Genomic DNA, 17,230 nt, shown 5'->3' with positions numbered 1-17,230 from the left:
GGTTACAGTTCACCGTCAACTACAGGACAGGCAATTCCCAATTGATAGGGTCAGCGCCGAGGTCGACCAGCAGTTCGTTGGTCCGGCTGAAGGGCCTGGAGCCGAAGAAGCCGCGCGACGCGGAGAGAGGACTGGGATGGACCGAGACGATGGACGGCGCCCCGCCCAGTAGCGGCACGACGCCCTCGGCATCCTTGCCCCACAGGATCGCCACCAGCGGACTCTGCCGGCCCGCTCCGTCCGTACGGTTGGCGACGGCGGTGACGGCCGCCGTCGTGATGGCCTCCCAACCCTTGCCGCGATGGGAGCCGGCGTTCCCCGCTTCGACGCTGAGGACGCGGTTCAGCAGCAGGACGCCTTGCTCTGTCCAGGCGCTGAGGTCGCCGTGCACGCGGGGAGGCAGGCCGAGGTCGTCGTGCAGTTCGCGGTAGATGTTGGCGAGGCTTCGCGGGATGGGTCGGGTTGGGCGGGAAACGGCGAAGGAAAGCCCGACGGCGTGGCCCGGAGTCGGGTACGGATCCTGGCCGAGAATCAAGACTTTGACGTCGGCCAGAGGCTGTTTGAAGGCACGCAACAGGTTCTTGGCAGCGGGCAGGACTTGAGTGCCCTTGGAGGATTGGCCGGCTACATAGTCCAAGGCTTCCCGGAGTTGGCCTTCAACAGGGCGCAACGCACTGGCCCAATCGGGAGCCACCAGCTCCTCGAGCGGCTGTTCCAGCAGGGCAGCGAAGCCCGGGTCAGCTGCGTCGGCAGGTTCAAGGTCAAAGAGTGCATCCTCGCCAGTCACCACGCCATTGTCCCCCGCGAGGTGCCGGACTGCGAATGACAGCGTTGTTATTCGCCCGTAACATGGGGGTAGGACATTTTCCCCCAACAAGCGTCGAAGGAGTGTGCCGTGGCAGAACCAGCACCGGAACCGATGGCGTCGCAGGCGACCGGTTTTGCCCTTGAGGACCTCGCGGCTGAGACCCGCAGTGACTCTCCCCTGAGCGAGCGGGACCAGCAGATGCTTGCTTTGGAGCGGCAATGGTGGAAGTACGCCGGGGCCAAGGAACAGGCTATCCGGGAGCTGTTCGATCTCTCCGCCACACACTATTACCAGATCCTGAATGCGCTCATAGATACCGAGGACGCGTTGGCCCACGATCCCATGCTCGTCAAGAGACTGCGTAGACTACGTACGTCCCGCCAGCGCGCGAGGACTGCACGTCGCTTGGGGTCCGACGCGTAAATCGCCAGGCTGATCTATCAGTAGCAACCAGCAAGGACACCGCTTCACAATGACCAAATATGCCAAGGACGAATTCGACCAGGTTCCGCAGAACACGTCCCGCCAAGGCGTTCACCGCGACGCCCAATCGACCGCACGCCCCACCCTGTGGCCGGTCCTGACCGTTGGGGCAGTGGCCTTGGTGCTCGGACTGGTGGCTTTCCTGATCCTCCCGAATCTTGGACTGGTAGCACCCAGCGCTTCGTCGAACACCACGACGCCGGGAGCCCAGCAGACCTCTACGGCGCCGTCCGCGGCACCCTCCGAATCCAGCAGCGTTCCCCTTGCTTCCAGTGAGCCCAGCGGCGAACCGACGCCGTCGGAATCTCCTTCTGCAACTACGTCGTCGGCTCCAGTGGATAAGACCACTCCGGTGGCTGTCTACAACGGCGCCGGGACGGCGGGATTGGCAGGCCGGGTGGCCGGCCTCGTGCAGGGCGACGGTTGGGCACTGAGTACGGTGGGAAATTGGGGCGGACTGCCGCAGCAGACGTCCGTGATCTTCTACAACGCTCCCGAGCAGAAGGCCAACGCGGAAGCGCTGGGTACCTTGCTGGGCATCCAGACGATCGTGGAAACGCCCGAGGTTCAACAGCCGCTGGTGGTTGTGGCCGGGCCCGGTTACCAGTAGGCATCGAGCCCGTTCCTGAGCTGAAATGCCCCAACTCGGTTAAGCCTCAATAACAAAAGCGGTGCCCTGCCCCTCCATGGCAGCGCGGTGCTAGTGACAGTGGTTACAGTGGATTAATTCCGGTACGGAGATCCCGGCAACCGGTCTTGCTACTGCGAAAGTGTGGGCATCATGGCTTTGGGAACCGTCAAATGGTTCAACGCCGAAAAAGGCTACGGCTTCATCACTGTGGATGAATCCGGCGACGACGTCTTTGTGCACTGGTCCGCCATCCAGATGGATGGGTTCCGCGCCCTCGAAGAAGGCCAGCGGGTTGAGTTCGAATTAGGGGAGGGTCAGAAAGGTCCGCAGGCCGAAGGCGTTCGCGTCGCGTAGTTCGAATGCGACCTCCACGCTCATTCCCGTCAGCCCACGGCTGAAACCCCTTTGTTTATAGAGCAAAGTGGCATCTCTGCTTGCACTCTCCCCGGTCGAGTGCTAATTATTGATTTAGCACTCCTACGGTTCGACTGCTAAGTCCGGCCCGGTTAACCCCGGCGGCGGACAAGCTGGCGGATCGGCGGAGGATCAAGAAACACCTTGGTGGGGTGAGGTCCGGAGCGCGGGGCATACAGAGGCCGCGAGCAAAGGACCGTCCGTCGCGGGCACCCCATCTGACAGGTACCTTCTTAACGACTGTCCCGAAAGGACTACCGCCGTTATGGCCAAGATCATTGCATTTGATGAAGAGGCACGCCGCGGCCTCGAGCGGGGCCTGAACATCCTCGCAGACGCCGTCAAGGTCACCCTCGGCCCGCGTGGACGCAACGTCGTCCTCGAAAAGAAGTGGGGCGCCCCCACGATCACCAACGATGGCGTTTCCATCGCCAAGGAGATCGAGCTGGACGACCCCTACGAGAAGATCGGTGCAGAACTGGTCAAGGAAGTTGCCAAGAAGACGGATGACGTCGCTGGCGACGGTACTACCACTGCAACGGTTCTCGCCCAGGCACTGGTGAAGGAAGGCCTGCGCAACGTTGCCGCCGGCGCCGACCCGCTGTCCCTCAAGCGCGGTATCGAGAAGGCTGTTGAAGCAGTCATCAGCGAACTCCTGGCCTCCGCCAAGGAAATCGAAACCAAGGAAGAGATCGCAGCTACGGCTTCCATCTCCGCCGGCGACCCGGAAATCGGCAGCCTGATCGCCGAAGCCCTGGACAAGGTGGGCAAGGAAGGCGTCATCACGGTCGAGGAATCCAACACCTTCGGCCTGGAGCTCGAACTCACCGAAGGCATGCGCTTCGACAAGGGTTACATCTCCGCTTACTTCGTCACCGACGCTGAGCGCCAGGAAACGGTCCTCGAGGACCCGTACATCCTGATCGTGAACTCCAAGATCTCCAACGTGAAGGAACTCGTCACGGTTCTGGAGAAGGTCATGCAGTCGAACAAGCCGCTGCTGATCATCGCTGAAGACATCGAGGGCGAGGCCCTGGCCACCCTGATCGTCAACAAGATCCGTGGCACCTTCAAGTCCGTTGCCGTCAAGGCTCCGGGCTTCGGTGACCGCCGCAAGGCACAGCTCGCCGACATCGCCATCCTTACCGGTGGCCAGGTCATCTCCGAAGAGGTTGGCCTCAAGCTCGAAAACGCTGGCCTGGAACTCCTCGGCACCGCCCGCAAGGTTGTTGTCACCAAGGACGAGACCACCATCGTTGAAGGCGCCGGCGACGCCGAGCAGATCGCAGGCCGCGTGGCCCAGATCCGCGCCGAGATCGAGAACTCCGACTCCGACTACGACCGCGAGAAGCTGCAGGAACGTCTGGCCAAACTGGCCGGCGGCGTTGCAGTCATCAAGGCCGGTGCCGCAACCGAAGTTGAGCTCAAGGAACGAAAGCACCGCATTGAGGACGCAGTCCGCAACGCAAAGGCTGCCGTTGAAGAAGGCATCGTTGCCGGTGGTGGCGTTGCCCTCATCCAGGCCGGCGCCAAGGCATTCGCCAACCTCACCCTCCAGGGTGACGAGGCAACCGGTGCCAACATCGTCAAGGTTGCTATCGACGCACCGCTGAAGCAGATCGCCTTCAACGCCGGCCTCGAGCCGGGCGTTGTGGTGGACAAGGTTCGCGGCCTGCCTTCCGGCCACGGCCTGAACGCTGCCACGGGTGTCTACGAAGACCTGCTGGCTGCCGGCGTCAACGACCCCGTAAAGGTCACCCGCTCGGCTCTCCAGAACGCTGCTTCCATCGCTGGTCTCTTCCTGACCACCGAGGCTGTAGTTGCCGACAAGCCTGAGAAGAACGCTCCGGCTGCCGGCGGCGACGACATGGGCGGCATGGGCGGCTTCTAAGCCTCCTAAGCTGTAGCGTCACGCTTCAGAGCAAACGACGGCGGTCCTCACCATTTTGGTGGGGGCCGCCGTTTTGTTCCCTCGTCAAGGTTGGACAACAGGGCTGCGTACCCAAGTAGGTAGCAGATGAGGCCGTTTTGAGCCCTCATAACGAGCTGTACTGCGACTCAGTTGGGTACTATCACGGTTTCAGTGTCGGTGGGGTCTGGCAGGATTAACCTCATGACGATTATTGCTGCCGCCGATGGGTCCGCCCTCGGTAATCCTGGGCCGGCCGGTTGGGCCTGGTACGTTGATGACTCCTGTTGGCGAGCGGGAGGTTGGCCGCACGGTACCAACAACCAGGGCGAATTAATGGCCGTTCTTGACCTGTTCCGGTCGACGGCCCACGTGCCACAAGAAGAGCTGCTGATCCTTTGCGACAGCCAATACGTCATCAACTGCATCACCAAGTGGATGCCGGGTTGGAAGCGGAAGGGCTGGCGGAAGGCCGACGGCAAGCCCGTGCTGAACGTGGACCTTCTCAAGGACATCGACCAAGCGATCGTTGGCCGCAAATATACCTTCGAATGGGTCAAGGGCCACGCTGGTCATGACCTCAACGAAGCCGCAGATGAGCGGGCGCGGGCCGTTGCTACGGCCTACCAGCAGGGGGTAGCGCACCGGGCTGGCCCCGGGTTCCCAGGTGCACAGGAACAGGGACGGAGCCAGGAGCAGGACCGGTCTCAGCAGCCGGCGGAGTCACGGGCACAACCCCATTCTTCTGAGCCGGTCCCTGCAAGCGCTGCCGCCTGCGTCTCCTCGGCAAGTGCTGGTTCCGGACAGCCTAAGGTTGACCGCAGTTCCCGTCCTCATTTTGAGCCGGCGCTCTTTGGCGAGTCCGGCATCTTTGGCCAGGCCGATCTCTTCAGCGAACTCGACGATGACGCCTCCGCGCAGCAACCCTCCGCTGAGGACACAGTCCTGGCGTTGGAGCGGGAACTGCTCAAGCCTGACGTCAGGGCGGACGTCGGAAGGATCGGCGTGCTGCTCCACCCGGACTTCGCGGAGATCGGCAGCTCGGGCAGGTTTTGGACACGGGACGCCATGATGATGGCGCTGGAAGAGGACCCCGGCGAACCGACCGAACTCGAACTGCTCAGCGCAGACCGGCTCAGCGACAACACCATCTTGCTCAATTACCGCAGCTTCGCACACACGGGCTCAGCGCTCCGCAGTTCTGTCTGGATGCTGGACCGCGGTCAATGGCGGCTGCGGTTCCACCAAGGAACCGTCGAGAACTAAGCCCGGAGACTAGTTCCTCATGACCTGCGAGGCGGCTGCACAGGGGGAAGACAGCCAGCCCCGCAGGAGTTCATGGGAGAGGAACGGCAGGGGACGCGGCCGCTAGTACGCGAAGCGCTGGGTGTTGCCCTGCTCCACTTCCAAATAGCTTGTGGCAGCTGAAGACAAAGCCACGTTGATGGACGCCAACGAGGCCTCAACCTTGCTCTGGGTCAGTGACCACTCCAAGACAAGCGCCTGGAAATTCGTGGCAGCCGTTCCCCGCCACGTTGCCTCAAGTTCCTCCAAACCCCGTCTCATGGTCTGGACATCAGAACTGATGCGATCAACAGTTCCTTTGACGTTGGCCGATTTGAGCTGGAGCAATTCGGTATCGACGGAGATGACGCTCATGGGTGATGCCTTTCGACGAAGATGTTCCGCAGTTCGCGGCGGGATGCATGGCCACAGCATCGAGCCTAGGCAGCCTCCCGCAACCGAAGAACAGGCGTTCGTCGCTATGTGGACAACAGCTCAGCCGATTCCTCGTGGAACGGAAGGCTGACCACCAAAGTGGCACCGCCGCCGTCGGTCTCCGCCACTTGGACCGTACCGCCATGGGAACCGACGATCGCGGCAACAATCGCGAGACCGAGGCCGCTTCCGCCCGTCTCGCGGGTCCGCGAGGTGTCCGCACGGTAGAAGCGCTCGAAGATCTTGTTGGTTTCAGACTCCGGAATGCCCGGCCCGTGATCGCGGATTTCGATGACGGAAACTGAACCGCTGGGGGTGTTTCGAACACCGACGGCCAGTTCTATGGGGCTTCCCTCGGGGGTGTACCGCAGCGCATTTCCCACGAGGTTCCCGATGACCTGCCGAAGTTTGGCTTCGTCACCTTGGACCGGCGCGGCAGTGGGGGCGGCGCCGTCGAGCCCGGTGAGCGTGATACTCCGGTCTCCGGATGAGGCCTTGGTGTCCACCACGGCATCGTGTGCTAGGAGCTGCAGGTCCACGGGCTTGAGCTGAAGCGGGCGCTGTTCATCAAGGCGGGCCAGCATCAATAGGTCTTCCACCATGGAGCCCATGCGCTTGGCTTCGCTTTCGATCCGGCCCATCGCCATCGCCACATCCTCCTTGGTGGCCAAGGCCCCGTGACGGTATAGCTCAGAGAAGCCGCGGATGGTCACCAAGGGGGTTCGAAGCTCGTGGGAGGCGTCCGCTGCGAAGCGGCGCATGCGCCCTTCGGAAGCGGCGCGGGCAGCAAAGGAAGCCTCGATGTGGGCAAGCATGGCATTAAGGGAACCGCCCAGGCGGCCAACCTCGGTGTGGGGATTGTCCACTTCCACGCGGCGGGACAGGTCACCGGCCGCGATGGCCGCAGCTGTCTTTTCCACCTTGGCGAGGGGACGGAAGGAGCGGGCAACAGTCCAGGTGGCGATGAAGAACGCCAACACGAGCGTCAATAGGCCGACGCCTACAACTACCAGGACAGCGTGCTCCATCACTTTGTCCACCGGCGTGAGCGGCAGCCCGATGATTACTACGCCGTTTTGGCCACCATCGGATCTGACACCAATGGCCACCACACGCCAGTTGGTACCGGCAGTGCCCTTGACCTGGAAGGGGGAGTTGCCGCGGAGTTTGGCTTCAGCTGCGGTGATGTTGGCGATCGCAGGACGATCACTTTGGCTGCCCGCGTAGGGATAAGGCGCGAAGCCTGGCACGTACAACGTCAGCGAGTAGTCTGTGGGCACGGCGGATTCGGTGGGAGTCTCCGGGTTCGGCTGGGCGGGCGCATCAGTCGCCGGGTTGGGCTGGGCCAGCCTGTCAAAGGACTGCTGATCCTGCGCCAAGGCGACGGCGGCCTTGAGTTTGTCGTCTACCTGGCCCTGCAGGTAGCTCTTGACGAGCGTCAGCGTTCCCGCGCCTGTGGCCGCCAGGGCAAGCAGGAGCAGGCCCATGATGATGGCGACGAGCTGCGACCTCAGGGACGCCGATTTCCAGCGAAGCAGCAAGGGTCAGCGCTTCTCTGCCGTTCGCAGCACGTAGCCTACGCCGCGCTTGGTCTGAATGAGGGCCGCGGCATCCGGATCGATGTCCACTTTTCGTCGCAGGTAGGAGATGTAGGACTCCACGATCGAAGCGTCGCCGTTGAAGTCGTACTCCCAGACGTGGTCCAGGATCTGGGCCTTGGACAGCACACGGTTGGGATTCAGCATGAGGTAGCGCAGGAGCTTGAACTCGGTGGGGGACAGCTCGATGACGGTGCCACCGCGGCGGACCTCGTGGGCGTCGTCGTCGAGTTCAAGATCGTCCACGCGGATCACGGCATCGTCGTCCTCCAGCGGCTGCGTGCGGCGAAGCACGGCCCGGATGCGCGCCACCACTTCGTCCAGGCTGAAGGGTTTGGTGACGTAGTCGTCGCCACCGACGGTGAGGCCGGTGACTTTGTCCTCGGTATCGTCCTTCGCCGTGAGGAACAGGACGGGGAAGTGCTTGCCGGCAGCGCGGAGGCGCCGGGTCACAGTGAAGCCGTCCATGTCCGGCAACATGACGTCGAGGACTGCCAGGTCCGGGGAGTGGAGATCGGCCGCAGCGAGGGCTTCGCGACCATTGGCGGCAGCGACCACCTCGAAGCCTGCAAAACGCAGCGACGTGGACAGCAGCTCGCGGATGTTGGGCTCGTCGTCGACAACGAGAAGCTTGGCTTCGGGACCGTTCTTTTTCATGACATCCATGATGCTCCCAGAATCTGGGAGTTCACTGGATGCTGCATGTGAGCGGACTGCGTGGCTGCGGTCAGTTGAGGTGCCCGGGTTCAAGCCCCCAGCACCAACCCCGTTCCCAGCGCCACCATGGTCACAGCGATCCCGCCATCCAGGAATCGCCAGGACAGAGGCCGGGCGAAGAAGCCCCGGAGGAATCGCGCACCGAAACCCAGCGAAGAGAACCATACGATGCTGCCCAGCATGGCCCCGGCGCCGAACCACCATTGCAGCTGAGCTCCTTGAGCGCTGGCTATGGAGCCAAGAAGGGCTATGTCCAGATAGACGTGCGGGTTGAGCCATGTCAGGGCCAGAACGGTGCTGACCGCAGCCGCGAGACCGCGCTTCGCGCCACCGTCGTTGGCTGGTCCCCCCGTGGTTGTGAGCGACTTCGGACGTAGCGCCCTGCGGGCGGCCATGAGGCCGTACGCCACCAGGAAGGCTGCCCCCACATAGCGAAGAACGACGACGGCGGCCGGAGCGGCCGTAATTAGGGCGCCGGTGCCAAAGACTCCGGCAGCGATAAGGACGGCGTCGGACAATGCGCATACCGCAACGATGGGGACGATGTGCTCGCCGCGGATCCCCTGGCGGAGCACGAAAGCGTTCTGGGCTCCGATGGCGACGATGAGGGCGAGTCCGGTGGCCATGCCGAGGCCTGCGGAGTGGAAGAAATCAGTAAAGTTCACCCTTCGAAATTACGTTCGTGGGGATATTAAGACCAGCTAAAGATTCTCACACGGCATAAGATTCTCTTATGCCGAAATTTCCCTCCGAGCAGCTCCTCACCTTCGCCACCGTCCTCTCCGAGGGCACGCTGGATGCTGCTGCGCGCCTGCTTCACATCACGCCGTCGGCGGTCTCCCAACGGCTTAAGGCACTCGAACAGTCCGCGGGCAGGGTCTTGCTGCAACGCAGCAACCCTGTTGTAGCCACTGAGGCAGGCGAAGTTGTGCTGCGCCTCGCCAGGCAGCTGGCGCAACTGGAAGCCGATGCCGGGCGGGAACTTGGCCTGGGCGCCGATGGAGCCCGACTGGCCGTGCCGATCGTGGTCAACGCGGATTCGTTGGCGGTGTGGTTCCTGCAAGCGCTGGCCCAGGTCCCCGGAGACCTCAACGTCACCTTCGACCTTCACCGCGACGACGAACAACACTCCACGTCGTTGCTGCGTTCCGGCACGGTCATGGCCGCCGTCACGGCCACACCCGAGCCGGTCCAGGGGTGCCGCGTAGAGAGCCTTGGGGTCATGCGGTACCGCGCGGTTGCGGCCCCGCACTTTGTGGACCGTTGGTTCCCGGAATTGTGGGAGGGGCTGGACTCGGGAAGGGGCTTGACCGGGGCCGCACTCAATGCCGTCACCACCGTGGACTTCGACCGCAAGGACACGTACCAGTGGGCCTTTGTGCAGTCGACATTCAAGGCTGAGGGTGAGCCGCTTCCGGAACGGAAAGGACCGCGCCATTACGTACCGGCTTCCCAGGACTTCGGCGACGCGATCCGTTTGGGCCTCGGCTGGGGGTTGATCCCGGAAGTCCAATGCGGGCCGGACATCGCGGACGGCCGGCTGATCGAGCTAGCCTCCGATCGGCCCTTCGATGTGCCGCTCTACTGGCAACGGTGGCGGACGGCATCATGGGTGCTGGACGTGCTCAGTGAAACCGTCCGGGACGTTTCAGCGCAGTATCTTCGGAAGCCCTGAGTCCCTTGAAATCCGAACACGCCCAAGGATGCTTCTAAAAATGTCAGTGCCTCGCTCCACACTTAAAACATGGCAAACACAGCAGCTCCCGCAAGCATCCACCAGCACCGTGACAGTGACGTCGAGTTCCACGTGACGTACCTGGACACCGATTCCGGCCGCATCCGGCGAGAGGATTTTGAGGACCTGGCCGCAGCCGAACGGTTCGCCAGCGCCCAACTCCGCGACGAGGACGGCTGGGCTGTGGTGGACCACGTCAAGATCGCTGGCACCAGCCGGATGGTTGCCTGAGTCGCAAGCCGCACTTGCCGTAGGCCGGTTCACTCCGGCCGGTTATGGGACGGGCCGCCATGTACGAACGGCGATGACACGCCCTGGTACTTCAGCAGCATCATCATCCCTTCTGCTGCATGGTCCAAGTTGTGGCAGTGGTCCATCCAGATGCCGGGATTGTTGGCGTGAAGCAGCAACTCCCACACTTCGCCTGGCAACACATCCACGGTGTCCAGGATGAGCGGTGACCCACTTGGAGCTACGCCATTCCTGCTCAGTACTTGCACGTGATGCCCGTGGGGATGCATGGGATGAGGCTCGGAGGTCCGATTCACTACCGTCAGCTTCACGGTGTCGCCCTCGGCTACCTCGATGGACGGAACCAGCGGATAAGCTGCCCCGTTCACAGTGAAGGCGTACCGGGGAATTCCGTCAACAAAACGGAACTGCCGGTCCAGCACCATCACCTCTTCGCGGGTGATCGGGGGAACGGGCCCTGCTGCCTTCGCGACCAGGGGCTTGCCATACTCCAAAAGGTCCAGCACGGGCATGGTGACGAAAACGCCTGCTGGTGCCTTTTCCGGAACTTCCTCAAGATCGGCGGATTTAGAAGGGGCGGCGGCAGGTGAACCGGGCGGGGCAACGACGACGACGGCGCTGGCCGCGGCGTCGGAGCGCACGGTCACCGGAGTGGCAGGCATGGTGAAGGCGATGTCCACCCGGCCGCCGGCGCCAAGCCGCACCAGTTTGTGGGTCACCTCCTGCGGCTGGTTCACCTCGGTTCCATCAACCGCAACGGCTTTGAAGGCCGTGCCCTGGATGAGGTATCGCTGCTGCACGGAATCGGTGTTGATGAGCCGGACCCGCACGATTGAGCCAGGGGCAGCAGTATGCACGGTGGCACGGTCTGAGGAGCCCAGCAACCCCAGACCGCTGAGGTCGTGCCCGGCCACCACAACGTCCGTGTCGGCACGGGGCGAAGTAGGGTGGTGCACAACGAACGTGCCGTAGAGGCCCTTGCGGACCCCTTCGGCTGAATCTTGATGCGTGTGGTACCAGTAGGTGCCTGCCTGGGCGGCAAGAAAGCGATAGGTCATGGATTCCCCGGGCATGACGGCGTCCTGTGTCGCCCCGGCCACACCATCCATGGCGTTGGGAACGTCGTAACCGTGCCAATGAAGGGTCACGCCGGCAGTCACATCACGGTTGGTCAGCACCACCTCCATCACTTCGCCCAGTTGGGCTTCCAAGGCTGGACCTGGAAGGCTGCCGTAAGTCCACGCCTCCGTGGTTTGCCCGGATGGCAGCACTACTTGTTCCACACGGGCAGTCAGTTCGTAGTGCCGGACCACAGCGTTGGCGGGGGTTTCGCCTACCAGGCTGTTGACCGGCGTCGGATCCGTCTCAACGACGTCGGCACCGCCGTGATGCGCGACGGCGGCAGCGATCGTCGCGCCGTCGGCCGAGCGGCTCCCAAGCCAGGCAAAGACTCCCGAGCCCAAAGCGGTACAGATCATGAGTCCGGCAACCGCGGTAGCCGCCGTCGGACGCATGCTGGCGGGTGAGGCGCCGCCTCCGCGGCGTGCCCGAACAGCCGTGCTTGACTGCGTACCGCGTTTCGACGAAGGTCGTGGCGAAAACAGTGCGAGCTTGGCGATCAGCACGGTCGCGGCCACCATGAACAGCAGCACGACAAGGGCCCAGGGAGCCGGGAATGGCCCCAGGATGAACGTCAGGGCCAGTGACGCCACAGCGGACGCAGCAGCTGCCACCATGGCCAGCACTGCCCCATATCGGGATCGTCCCGGACGCCCCTCGCCACTCCGCACGGGTTTGGAGCCGGTGTTCCGCCTCCTCAGCAAGAACGGAACACCGGCCATCGCGGCCCAAGCCGCGGGAATGGCGGTCAGGGGCACGTTGATGATTATGCGTTCGCTGGCAAACCACCAACTGCCCGCCACCAAAGCAGGAAGCAATGCATACCGTGCCACCGTCACTGCGACGGCTGCACCCAACAACAGAAATGCCAGGTCAATCCGGCGGGACGCGTCCCTCAAGGACGCGGTCATCCAAGCGGCGGCAATCCACGCGCCGGCCGCAAGGACGGACAGCACCAGGTCCACCGCCAGCAGCTGCGGGATGCTCACAACTGCAGGTGCTCACGCTGTGCTGGACGATGTGGAAGCATCCGAGGACGCAGCCTTGGGTGGCAGCGGTTGTGGGTTGAGAGCAGCCGAGCGTGCGCGCTTGAACAGCCAGTAGGACATGAAAATCATCAGCACGCCCACGATCGGGTGGATGGAGACCACCCACGAGCCGGCTGGAGTGATGAACTCCGGCGAGGAACCAGTCAACATGCCGCCGATGATGAAGATGAACAGCTGTAGCCAGGTCAGCAGGAAGATGCCTGCAGCCAACCAGATGGTACGGGATCCAACCTTGGCAATCGCCGCTACGATCGCTGCCAGCAATGCCCCGTAGCGCAGCACATATTGGCCGTTGACTGCGTGGTAGACGCCCGCTTCGCGCTGGGCTTCGATGGTGTTCTGGAAGTGGAAGTAACCGGCAAAGAACAACTGGGCAAGGGCAGAGAGCAGGACGATCGCCGACAGGACCAACAGGGTCTTACGCATGGGGGAATCCTCTGGTTATCAATTCACAGATTCTTCAAGGCCTTCGAACCGTCGGCTCCCTGGCTGCGGGCTTCCCCCACCGCCGACGGCTGGCCGCCGGGTTGCCTGGACCAGGGGCAACCGAAAAGGGCGGAGAGCTTCACTTGGAATCGTAAAGTTGCTGGAGATGAATGGCAAGGGGCTGACTTTTATTGCCCCAAGTCCCTACCGGGCTACTGGGCCTGACCGGCGTCCTTGCCCACATCCTTGGCATCCATAATGCGGTAGGCGTAGCCCTGCTCGGCCAGGAATCGTTGGCGTTTGGCAGCGAAATCCTGGTCGAGCGTGTCCCGCGCTACCAAGGAGTAGAACCGGGCTGCGCGGCCGTCCTGCTTGGGACGCAGGAGGCGTCCCAAGCGCTGGGCCTCTTCCTGCCGTGAGCCGAAGGAACCTGAGACCTGGATGGCGACTGACGCTTCAGGGAGGTCGATGGAGAAGTTGGCTACCTTGGACACCACCAAGGTATGGATCTCACCCTTGCGGAACGCATCAAAGAGCTTCTGCCGCGCCTTAACGGTGGTTTCGCCTTTGATCAGGGGAGCGTCCAACCGTTCGGCGATCTCGTCCAGCTGGTCGATGTACTGGCCGATCACCAGCAGCTGCTCGCCCTTATGGACTGCCACGAGCTCTTCCACCAATTTGGTCTTGGTCTCGGAGGTGGCGCAGAGCCGGTATTTGTCAGCGTCCTCGGCCATGGCATAGGCCACCCGTTCGTCGCGGGGGAGGTCCACCCGGACTTCAACACAATCGGCGGGCGCGATGTAACCCTGCGCCTCAATGTCCTTCCATGGTGCGTCGTACCGTTTGGGCCCGATCAGGCTGAAGACCTCACCTTCCCGGCCGTCTTCCCGAACCAATGTTGCCGTGAGGCCGAGCCGACGCCTCGCCTGCAGATCCGCGGTCATCCGGAAGATCGGGGCGGGAAGCAGGTGGACCTCGTCATAAATGATGAGGCCCCAGTCGCGCCCGTCCACGAGTTCCAGGTGAGGGTAGAGCCCGCCGCGCTTGGTGGTCAGGACCTGATAAGTGGCGATGGTGACGGGCCGGACTTCCTTGACGGCGCCGGAGTATTCGCCGATCTCGTCTGCGGTCAGGGAAGTGCGCTTCAGGAGCTCGTCCTTCCACTGCCGCGCAGAGACGGTGTTGGTGACCAGGATCAGCGTGGTTGTGGAGGACGTCGCCATCGCTGCGGCACCCACTAGAGTTTTTCCCGCACCACAGGGAAGCACGACGACGCCGCTGCCGCCCGCCCAGAAGTTCTCCGTGGCCAGTTTCTGGTACGGGCGCAGTTGCCAGCCGCTTTCGTCCAGCATGATGAGGTGCGGTTGCCCGTCGACGTAGCCGGCCAGGTCTTCAGCGGGCCAGCCCAACTTGAGGAGCAGTTGCTTCAACTGTCCACGCTGGGAGGAGTGCACCACCACGGTTTCGCCATCGATGCGCGGCCCCAGCAGGGGAGCGATCTTCTTGGCACGGATGACTTCCTCCAGCACCGGGTAGTCATCGGTCCGCATCACCAGTCCGTGCTGGGGGTCCTTCTCAAGCCGGAGCCGGCCATAGCGGGACATGGTCTCTTCCACGTCGATCAACAGGGCATGCGGCACCGGGAAGCGGGAGTACTTCAGCAGCGTATCCAGCACCTGCTCCGCATCCAGCCCTGCAGCCCGGGCGTTCCAGAGACCCAGCGGCGTCAGCCTGTAACTGTGCATATGTTCCGGGGCCCGCTCCAGCTCCGCGAAGGCGGCGATGGCATGCCGTGCCTCGGTAGCGAGCTCATGGTCGACCTCCAACAGGATGGTCTTGTCACTTTGTACGATCAGCGGACCGTCGGTCACTGTTTATTCCTCTTCATGAACGCAGTTCTCCTGCGGGTTCCACATCGATGATCCGGTGGATGGACAACACCCGCTCGGTGTCCTTTGCGGGATCGAACACCCTGACGCGTCCGCCGGAGACGGATACAGGAACAACAGTTTCAGTGTTGGCATTCCCCAGGCTGTCCACCACGTTCATGGTGACCGCCTGTTTGAGCCGGATGGCCGTTTGCAGCGTCTCCAAGCCGAGCTGGGTGGACGCCTCGCCCGTCGCTTCGGCCGGGACCGCACGGTGTTGCCGCAGGACCGAAAGCTGTGCTTCGACGTCGTCGTCCGGCGGAGCCGTTCGGGGCGCCGTGTAGACGGGCCGCACGCTGCCCGGCACCGCTGTGGTCCGCTTGAAACGCACGACGGCGGGTTCGGCCTCCTGCACGGCGGGCGAGAGTCCCAGCTCCCGAAGGACACGGGCAGTTTCACGCGGACTGGCGGAGGAAGTCAGCACTGTGGGAGCGATGCGTACCAAGCTCAAGGCGGAGGTCCGGGCCTCGCGCAAAAGATCGGAGATGGCAGATTCGTCGTCGCTCTGGATGTAGCTGGCGCTCGTGCCGATACGAAGGCGGCCATGCCGGGAAGCTGTGTCCTGGACAAGGTACTCCAACGGTTGGGGCACGTCCGTGGCCGAATGCTCACGGAGGAACGCCAACAGCGATTCCGCATCCTGTCCGGCGTCGAGCGCCCTCCGGACGGTAGCGGCCGAGAACCGGTAGATCGACGCCGGACCTTGGCCTTCGGCGTCAGCCATTAACAGCAGGGTCTCACTGAGTTCCGGGGCGAGGTAGCCGGGCGCAACAGCCGTGAGATCGGCCTGCAACAGGATGTGGTTCACGGCAGCCGGCAAGTGCTCGCCGAGGATGGTCATGGCTTCTTCCGGCTGGCCGCCAGCTATGGCCGAACCCAACTGCGTCAACGCGCCGGATCCCATCAGGCCCAGGAGAGTGGCTTCCTCAAGGATGCCTCGGACCAGGGAGCTGAACCGGCGGGACATCCGCGGCTGCGCCCACTCGGCCCGTTGCAGCACGGCTCTGGCATCCAAAACGGGCGCCTTCCCATCCGGCGCCGAGGCCTCCACGGTGAGCTCATTCAGGATTTCCAGGACCCGGCGGCGGACCACCGGGGCGTCGGGCCGTTGCGCCTCCGCGGACAGAGCGTTGATGGTTGTACCTGCCGCGCCTTGATGGGCGGCCGACGACGACGGACCGGCAAGGGGTTGCCCCACCAGGGAAGGTGCTCGCTCACTGGCCAGCCAAGCATTGACCAGCCAAAGCCACTGTTCCTGCCGGGGCAAGTTGAGCCATTCCAGCGACGGCGGCTGTACCCACGTTGAGCTGTCCACGTCCAGACGGAGCAGTCCGGCCATCGCGCACAACTCCAGGAGGACGGCCGTCTCATGGACGCCCAAACGGATGGACTCCGCCAGACGCCGTAGCTCGCGCACGCCCACACCGCCGCTCCGGAGGGTAGCCAGAGGTTGGTCCCGGACTGCGAACAACAGCTCAGCAGTCAGTCGCAGGATTTCCGCGATGGCACCCATCGCCGCGTTGCGTCGCAGGGCAGCACTTGTATGGCCGAGCTCGGGAACAGGCGGAGCCAGCGTGAAATCATCCACGATTGCACCACCACGCAGGGCAAGTCCCACACTGTGGGGCAGTTCAACGTGGCCGGCGTCCAAGGGGACCAACAAACCGCGCGCCAATAGCCAATCGATAGGCCCGACGTCGTGACTCTCGTGGGTGACGGACGCGCGCCGCTGTGCCTGCGGTACTGCGCCCATGGCCCAACTCCCGAATTTGTCCAACAAGCCCACGGTCCGGTCCGGTGCCGTGGCCAGTATGGCGCGCAGGTTCTCGGGAGTGGACGTCCAGCGCTGGAGCGCAAGGGCTGCATCCATCGGAGTGCTGGCGGGATGGATACCCGCACCGCTTTGGTGGAGCTCGGCCACCAGCTGCACCACCCGCTGGGCAAAGGCCGGTTGGAGCCGTACAAGTTCGGTGTAGCTCCGGCCGAGGCCCGCCGGGTAGATGCCGATGACATCCTTGAGGCTGCCCACGGGGAGGTAGAAGCGCTGACGGGATGAAGTTGCCGGAGAACCGGCAGGTGGATCTGCCCTGTGTACCAGCGCCAGTTCCTGCAATTTGGCCAGGATGGGGTCCAGTGCCGAAAGTGTGGAACCGGCGATGACCTTCTTCAGCCCGGCCGCGGAAATACTGTGGCCGGTATCGGCATTGGTGCACAGGTGCAGCGTTTCCAGGACCTGCATCTCGGGCTTGTTCAACCGCTCCAAGGCCCGTTGGACACTGACCCGGGCGCTTGCCCTCGCAGCCAAAGCCGGGAAGTCCGGAGCCATGGGGGAGATCAGGTCCGGTCGCGCGGCAAACAAGGCCCGCAGCGAATTGTCGCTGCGCGCTTCCAGTTCCTTGCTGAGCGCGCGTATTAGGGACATCAATCCAACGTTACCGCCCC

At 63.3% G+C, this 17,230-nt stretch carries 16 protein-coding genes; 7 read left to right on the top strand and 9 right to left on the bottom strand.

Going from position 1 to position 17,230, the window contains the following annotated elements:
• Positions 1-19: 19 nt before the first annotated feature.
• The gene (locus AC0J5Z_RS18710; protein ID WP_475035322.1) at positions 20-790 is read right to left on the bottom strand and encodes a uracil-DNA glycosylase; all 771 of its coding nucleotides are present in this window, start codon (positions 788-790) and stop codon (positions 20-22) included.
• A 105-nt stretch (positions 791-895) separates the two neighbouring features.
• Here AC0J5Z_RS18710 and AC0J5Z_RS18705 point away from each other — a divergent pair, with 105 nt between their 5' ends.
• From AC0J5Z_RS18705 to AC0J5Z_RS18685, 5 genes are all read left to right on the top strand, one after another.
• Entirely contained in the window at positions 896-1,231 is a 336-nt protein-coding gene (locus AC0J5Z_RS18705) for a DUF3263 domain-containing protein (protein WP_024819788.1), read from the top strand.
• Between the two features lie 49 nt (positions 1,232-1,280).
• Positions 1,281-1,901, top strand: a complete 621-nt coding sequence (locus AC0J5Z_RS18700; RefSeq protein WP_475035318.1) for a LytR C-terminal domain-containing protein — start codon at positions 1,281-1,283, stop codon at positions 1,899-1,901.
• 171 nt (positions 1,902-2,072) lie between these two features.
• A complete protein-coding gene (locus tag AC0J5Z_RS18695; protein ID WP_011773737.1) occupies positions 2,073-2,276 on the top strand; it encodes a cold-shock protein in 204 nt (67 codons plus the stop codon).
• Between the two features lie 325 nt (positions 2,277-2,601).
• A complete protein-coding gene (gene groL, locus AC0J5Z_RS18690) occupies positions 2,602-4,227 on the top strand; it encodes a chaperonin GroEL (protein ID WP_089593895.1) in 1,626 nt (541 codons plus the stop codon).
• A gap of 222 nt (positions 4,228-4,449) precedes the next feature.
• The gene (locus AC0J5Z_RS18685; protein WP_475035316.1) at positions 4,450-5,511 is read left to right on the top strand and encodes an RNase H family protein; all 1,062 of its coding nucleotides are present in this window, start codon (positions 4,450-4,452) and stop codon (positions 5,509-5,511) included.
• Positions 5,512-5,613: 102 nt separating this feature from the next.
• Here AC0J5Z_RS18685 and AC0J5Z_RS18680 read toward each other — a convergent pair whose 3' ends face one another.
• The 4 genes from AC0J5Z_RS18680 to AC0J5Z_RS18665 form a co-directional block, all read right to left on the bottom strand.
• Complete coding sequence (locus AC0J5Z_RS18680; RefSeq protein WP_475035314.1) at positions 5,614-5,904, bottom strand: WXG100 family type VII secretion target; 291 nt, start codon at positions 5,902-5,904, stop codon at positions 5,614-5,616.
• Positions 5,905-6,008: 104 nt separating this feature from the next.
• Entirely contained in the window at positions 6,009-7,505 is a 1,497-nt protein-coding gene (locus AC0J5Z_RS18675) for a sensor histidine kinase (RefSeq protein WP_475035310.1), read from the bottom strand.
• A gap of 3 nt (positions 7,506-7,508) precedes the next feature.
• Positions 7,509-8,219, bottom strand: a complete 711-nt coding sequence (locus tag AC0J5Z_RS18670; RefSeq protein ID WP_024819794.1) for a response regulator transcription factor — start codon at positions 8,217-8,219, stop codon at positions 7,509-7,511.
• A gap of 89 nt (positions 8,220-8,308) precedes the next feature.
• Positions 8,309-8,944, bottom strand: coding sequence for a LysE/ArgO family amino acid transporter (locus tag AC0J5Z_RS18665; RefSeq protein WP_475035307.1), 636 nt, complete (start codon positions 8,942-8,944; stop codon positions 8,309-8,311).
• Positions 8,945-9,012: 68 nt separating this feature from the next.
• Here AC0J5Z_RS18665 and AC0J5Z_RS18660 point away from each other — a divergent pair, with 68 nt between their 5' ends.
• Together AC0J5Z_RS18660 and AC0J5Z_RS18655 are read left to right on the top strand one after the other, a co-directional pair.
• Positions 9,013-9,954 (top strand): LysR family transcriptional regulator ArgP, encoded by a 942-nt coding sequence (locus AC0J5Z_RS18660; RefSeq protein ID WP_475035304.1) that lies wholly within the window; start codon positions 9,013-9,015, stop codon positions 9,952-9,954.
• 69 nt (positions 9,955-10,023) lie between these two features.
• On the top strand, positions 10,024-10,245 hold the full coding sequence (locus AC0J5Z_RS18655) for a hypothetical protein (protein WP_475035302.1): 222 nt from the start codon (positions 10,024-10,026) through the stop codon (positions 10,243-10,245).
• Between the two features lie 29 nt (positions 10,246-10,274).
• Here the strand turns inward: AC0J5Z_RS18655 and AC0J5Z_RS18650 are convergent, their stop codons facing one another.
• The 4 genes from AC0J5Z_RS18650 to AC0J5Z_RS18635 form a co-directional block, all read right to left on the bottom strand.
• Entirely contained in the window at positions 10,275-12,374 is a 2,100-nt protein-coding gene (locus AC0J5Z_RS18650) for a multicopper oxidase family protein (RefSeq protein WP_475035299.1), read from the bottom strand.
• Between the two features lie 12 nt (positions 12,375-12,386).
• On the bottom strand, positions 12,387-12,860 hold the full coding sequence (locus tag AC0J5Z_RS18645) for a hypothetical protein (RefSeq protein WP_475035295.1): 474 nt from the start codon (positions 12,858-12,860) through the stop codon (positions 12,387-12,389).
• A 212-nt stretch (positions 12,861-13,072) separates the two neighbouring features.
• Positions 13,073-14,731, bottom strand: a complete 1,659-nt coding sequence (locus AC0J5Z_RS18640) for a DNA repair helicase XPB (protein WP_475035292.1) — start codon at positions 14,729-14,731, stop codon at positions 13,073-13,075.
• 13 nt (positions 14,732-14,744) lie between these two features.
• Positions 14,745-17,210 carry a helicase-associated domain-containing protein gene (locus tag AC0J5Z_RS18635; RefSeq protein WP_475035288.1) on the bottom strand — a complete coding sequence of 822 codons (2,466 nt, stop codon included), beginning with the start codon at positions 17,208-17,210 and terminating at the stop codon, positions 14,745-14,747.
• Positions 17,211-17,230 lie beyond the last annotated feature (20 nt).

This window comes from Paenarthrobacter sp. TRD_SC_7 (assembly GCF_056156245.1).
Note: the sequence above shows the minus strand (reverse complement) of the source record. Positions and strands in the feature narration are given on the sequence as shown.

Excerpts from the sequence above, each read along its gene's own strand:
- groL (WP_089593895.1), top strand. The coding sequence starts at position 2,602 with ATGGCCAAGATCATTGCATTTGATGAAGAGGCACGCCGCGGCCTCGAG.
- AC0J5Z_RS18670 (WP_024819794.1), bottom strand. The coding sequence starts at position 8,219 with ATGAAAAAGAACGGTCCCGAAGCCAAGCTTCTCGTTGTCGACGACGAG.
- AC0J5Z_RS18655 (WP_475035302.1), top strand. The coding sequence starts at position 10,024 with ATGGCAAACACAGCAGCTCCCGCAAGCATCCACCAGCACCGTGACAGT.
- AC0J5Z_RS18685 (WP_475035316.1), top strand. The coding sequence starts at position 4,450 with ATGACGATTATTGCTGCCGCCGATGGGTCCGCCCTCGGTAATCCTGGG.
- AC0J5Z_RS18645 (WP_475035295.1), bottom strand. The coding sequence starts at position 12,860 with ATGCGTAAGACCCTGTTGGTCCTGTCGGCGATCGTCCTGCTCTCTGCC.
- AC0J5Z_RS18700 (WP_475035318.1), top strand. The coding sequence starts at position 1,281 with ATGACCAAATATGCCAAGGACGAATTCGACCAGGTTCCGCAGAACACG.
- AC0J5Z_RS18660 (WP_475035304.1), top strand. The coding sequence starts at position 9,013 with ATGCCGAAATTTCCCTCCGAGCAGCTCCTCACCTTCGCCACCGTCCTC.
- AC0J5Z_RS18680 (WP_475035314.1), bottom strand. The coding sequence starts at position 5,904 with ATGAGCGTCATCTCCGTCGATACCGAATTGCTCCAGCTCAAATCGGCC.
- AC0J5Z_RS18695 (WP_011773737.1), top strand. The coding sequence starts at position 2,073 with ATGGCTTTGGGAACCGTCAAATGGTTCAACGCCGAAAAAGGCTACGGC.
- AC0J5Z_RS18635 (WP_475035288.1), bottom strand. The coding sequence starts at position 17,210 with ATGTCCCTAATACGCGCGCTCAGCAAGGAACTGGAAGCGCGCAGCGAC.